General features: G+C 65.6%; 3 protein-coding genes. All 3 read right to left on the reverse strand.

The features are described from left to right. Positions 1-1,753, reverse strand: a 1,753-nt coding sequence (locus EOA75_RS29825) for an ABC transporter ATP-binding protein (RefSeq protein WP_164747659.1), incomplete at its 3' end; no start/stop codon positions are given. An 8-nt stretch (positions 1,754-1,761) separates the two neighbouring features. Beyond that, on the reverse strand, positions 1,762-2,742 hold the full coding sequence (locus EOA75_RS29830) for a serine kinase (RefSeq protein ID WP_245432942.1): 981 nt from the start codon (positions 2,740-2,742) through the stop codon (positions 1,762-1,764). Further along, the coding region (locus EOA75_RS29835; RefSeq protein ID WP_127325827.1) for a lasso peptide isopeptide bond-forming cyclase at positions 2,739-4,137 on the reverse strand (1,399 nt) is incomplete at its 5' end. The genes EOA75_RS29835 and EOA75_RS29830, both read right to left, overlap by 4 nt.

Below are 4,137 nucleotides of genomic sequence, written 5' to 3' on the forward strand. Positions count from 1 at the left end.
GATATTGCCCGACCTCGACGATGCGGCCGCCCTCGATGGCCACGACCCAGTCGGCAAAGGCGATCATCGACGGCCGATGCGCGATGGTGAGGATAGTCATCTTGCCGCGCAATTCCTCGATCGATTGAGCGATCAGCGACTGATTCTGCCAGTCGAGCGCGCTCGTCGCCTCGTCGAGGATAAGCAGCGAGGGTTCGCGCAGCAGCGCCCGTGCCAGCGCGATGCGCTGGCGTTCGCCGCCGGAAAGCCTGACGCCGCGATCGCCCACCACCGTTTCGAGCCTCCGGTCGAGCTGCTCGACGAAGTGGGCCGCATGAGCCTTGCGCAGCGCCGCCCACAGCTCCTCGTCGCCGGCCTGCGGCGCCGCCAGGCGCAGATTGGCGCCGATGGTGTCGTGCAGCAGAAACACGTCCTGCGGCACATAGGCCACCTGGCCGCGCCAGGCCCTGCGGTTTTGCGCGGTGATCTCGACACCGTCCGCCAGGATCCCGCCTTGGCTCGGCTCGAGCAGCCCAAGCAGCATGTCGGCGATCGTGCTCTTGCCCGAACCGGACGGGCCGATCAGCGCCGTCACCTCGCCAGCGGGAAGGCCGAAGCTAATGCCGCTCACCACCGGCCTTCCATCGCCGTCGCCATAGGCGAACGAGACGTCGCGGATATCGAGGCCCCTGTCGAGCGACAGCCTTGCGTTCGGCGCGGCATCGCCGGGCTCCATCTCGCGCTCGGCATCGAAGCGCGCCTGCAGGGCCTGCATGGCGGTGTAGGCCGGCAGGTTGATCAGCATCTGCTGCGCCTGCACCTGCATGTCCATGAAGCGGGGCGCGACCCGCATGAAGACCAGGAGCAGCACGACGATTTCCGCAAGGGAGAGATGGAAGCGAACCAGCGCGATGTAGATGAACAGGCTGAGCCCGATCACGCTCGCGACCTGGAACAGCGCGGTGCCGATGGTGCTGTTGCGGACATAGGCGACATTGTCCGCCTTCATCTTGTCCAGCGTCGCGCGGAGCTGCGCGAAATAGCTCGTCTCGACATTCAGGCTCTTGGCCACCTTGATGCCGCCGAGGAACTCCGACACCGTGCGGTATTGGTCCTGGCGGCTGCCGGTCAGCACGCGACCGTAGGCGGTGGCGCGCGCGCGAAAGGGCTGCAGCGCGATGAACAAGAGCACGCCGATCAGGATCGCGAAGCACGTCATCACCGGCGAGATGAACACCGACACCACGAGATAGCCGGCAAGCAGCAGCGCCGTCTGGGCGAGCATCAGCAGCGAGAAGGCTGCCGCCTGAACGCGGTCGATGTCGCCGGTCAGCGCGTGGTCGAGATCGGAGCTGCGCATGCGGGTGAAGACACCCCAGCGCGCCTTGCCGATGCTCTCGAACAGGTTCATGCGCACCCGGTTGACGAAGTCGTAGAGCAGCCGCGCCATGTAGAGCGACTTGAAGCGGTTGAACATAGCCTGCAGCGCCACCAGAGCGACGAGCAGGCAGAGCACCGTCGCCAGCGAGAGCTTCCCGCCCGGCACCAGCCAGCGCAAGGCGCCCGGTACGCGCACGGCGAAATCCTGGTCGGCACTGCCGATCAGATGCAAGAGCGGGATCAAAAGCAGGATCGAAAGGCCCTCGGTCAGACTCCCGAGGACCAGGAAGGCAAGCGCCGTCAGCGTGCGCTGTCCGCCGATATGCGCCATGACACCACCGAAGCCGGCCACGTCCCGCAAAAGTGTCAGGCGAAGTTTCGAGAACCAGCCCATGCCGCTGCTCACCTTGCCCGGGCCAGATCGCGCTCGATCAGGGCGACGGCATCATCGATCCGCTCCAGGCCTGCCGGCACTTCGAGCCGGCTGACGCCGATCCGGCCGGCAAGCTGCGCGCAGTGCTGGAGATGGGTGGACGCGAAATCGCCGACCAGCGCCTGCCGGCCGAACCGCGTGACATAGGAGAACTTGATGATCGCCGGCAGCGCGGCGGCGCCCTTTAGCGGCGTGATCGCCGCCTGCCCGTCGCGCTCCAGCACATAGATCCGGGCCGCCGGCACGGCTTCGCCGGAGAACCCTTCCTGCAAGCGATGCTGCGCCTTCTCGATCTGCGGATGCACCTGCGGCCGCACCTCCGCTCGGCCGATCCTGATGGCGTTCGCGGCATCCGCTGCAAGCTTGAGCTGCGGAAAGCCGGGCAGGATCATCGGCCGTGAGGGGGCGGACAGGTCCAGCGCCACGACATCGTCGGTAAGCAGAAGGTGACCGGCGCGGATCATCGCGCCCGCCGTGGTCGACTTGCCGGCACCCTTGTCGCCCATGAAGATCACGCTTTGCCCGCCAACGGCGATCGCGCTGGCGTGCAGGACGAGCAGACCGCGCTGATGCAGCGTGAGCGCCAGCACCGGACCGAGAAGCGGAAAGGCAAGCAGCGGATCATCGACGCCCGGCGCCGGATCGACATCGATCCGGGAGGCATCGCTGATCAGGAAAGTGCCAACGGCTTGCCAGGACAGGTATTGGCGTGTCGGCTCGAAGCGAAAGGCCGCGGCGTTCGCCAATGCAGCCTCCGGAAAATCGATCGGCCCAACAGCGATCTCGATGTCCGGGGTTGCCGGCGCGGTCGGTTCCAGTTCCGGCAAAGCCACCTCCGACCCGATCGTCAGGCCGTACGCCTTGTAAAACCGACGAACACGCCCGTTTCGAGGGGCCGCTTCGATGGTGGAGCCGGGCCTCGCGGCAAGAGAAGCGGCTGGAGAGTTCATGCAGGGCTTCCATGCTGTTGGACCTGCCGCAGCCATAGCGACAGTGAGGCCGAACGCCAGATATGCTGGACGTCGGGCAGCGTCGCCTGCTCGGGCCGCTGCAGCATGCGCGCATAGACCGCGTTCACCTCGGGCAGATTGACATAGGGGGCGATCAAGTCGTTGTCCGACACCAGCAGCCGGTCCAGGAGATCGCGATGGTTGACGATCATGCCTTTGACCAGGCTGGCGGTGAAATCGATCTTGTCGCGCCGCCACTGCACCGCCGGCGGCAGCACGCCTTCCATAGCCCGGCGCAGCACATGGCGGCCGAAGCCGTTGCGCAGCTTTTCCTCGCCCGGCAGTGCCAGGCAGAATTCGACCAGCGGCTTGTCCCAGAACGGATAGCGCGGCTCGATGCCGAAATTGGCGGCGGCCTTGTCGAGAACCTCGAAAGCATGGGGCACCAGCCCGGTGGACAAAAGCCAGCGATGGGTGAGCGCTTCGCTGGTGCTGACATTGGCGGGCATAAAGGCCGCGCGATGGAAACGTTCGGCGAGATCGGTACGCCTGGCAAGCCCCGGATTGACCAGTCCTGCCCAGGCCACGCGCGGTGCATGGGAGGGTCTGCGCCGCAGTTTTCCGAGAAGGCGCCTGGCCTTCGCCCTCATCCTGGCAATCCGCCAGGCCGGCCCGTAGGCGGCGAGGAACTTGAAGTACAGAGGCAGCATCCCGTCGCCATAGGTGTTGGCGGCACTGTGCAGCTCGCGCCACAGCTCCAGCCACCTGCCGCGATGGGCGAGCTCATGCAGATACCCATGACCTTGCGACACGACCTCGTCACCGCCGTGGCCGTCGAGAAGCACTGTGACGCCCTTAGCGCTCGCGGTGCGATAGACGCTGCGGGTCAAGGACAGACCGGGCGCCAGGAAGGTCCCTTCCTGTTCCTCCAGAATGCGATCAAACTCGGCGAAGGGCGCATAGTCGCCGACCGCGATCAGCGTGCCGTCGAGCCCATATTGCTCCAGCACTGCATCGATGAAGGGCCGCTCGTCCATCGAAGACCCCCTCTCGAACACCAGCGAGAAAGTTTTAAGCTTCGGCTTCTGCGTCGCCGCAGCTTGAAGTCCGGCCATGCAGGCGATCGAGGACGAATCGAGCCCACCACTCAGCATGGCACCGACGGACGGAGTGCCCCGCATCCGGTTTTCAACCGATCGCGCGAAAAGATGCAGGAACTCGTCCGCCGCATCCGAACGCTGCGGCCTTTGTGAGGGCTCAATCTCCCAGTAGCGGCTCAGCACGACCTGATTGTTGGTCACCGTCATGCTGTGCCGAGCGGGCAAGCGAAATATCTCCGCATAGAGCGTAGATTGCGGATCGTCCGGCAGGCCGGCGAGGCAGCCGGAAATCTGA

The organism is Mesorhizobium sp. M1A.F.Ca.IN.022.07.1.1, from assembly GCF_003997575.1.
GTDB lineage: Bacteria > Pseudomonadota > Alphaproteobacteria > Rhizobiales > Rhizobiaceae > Mesorhizobium.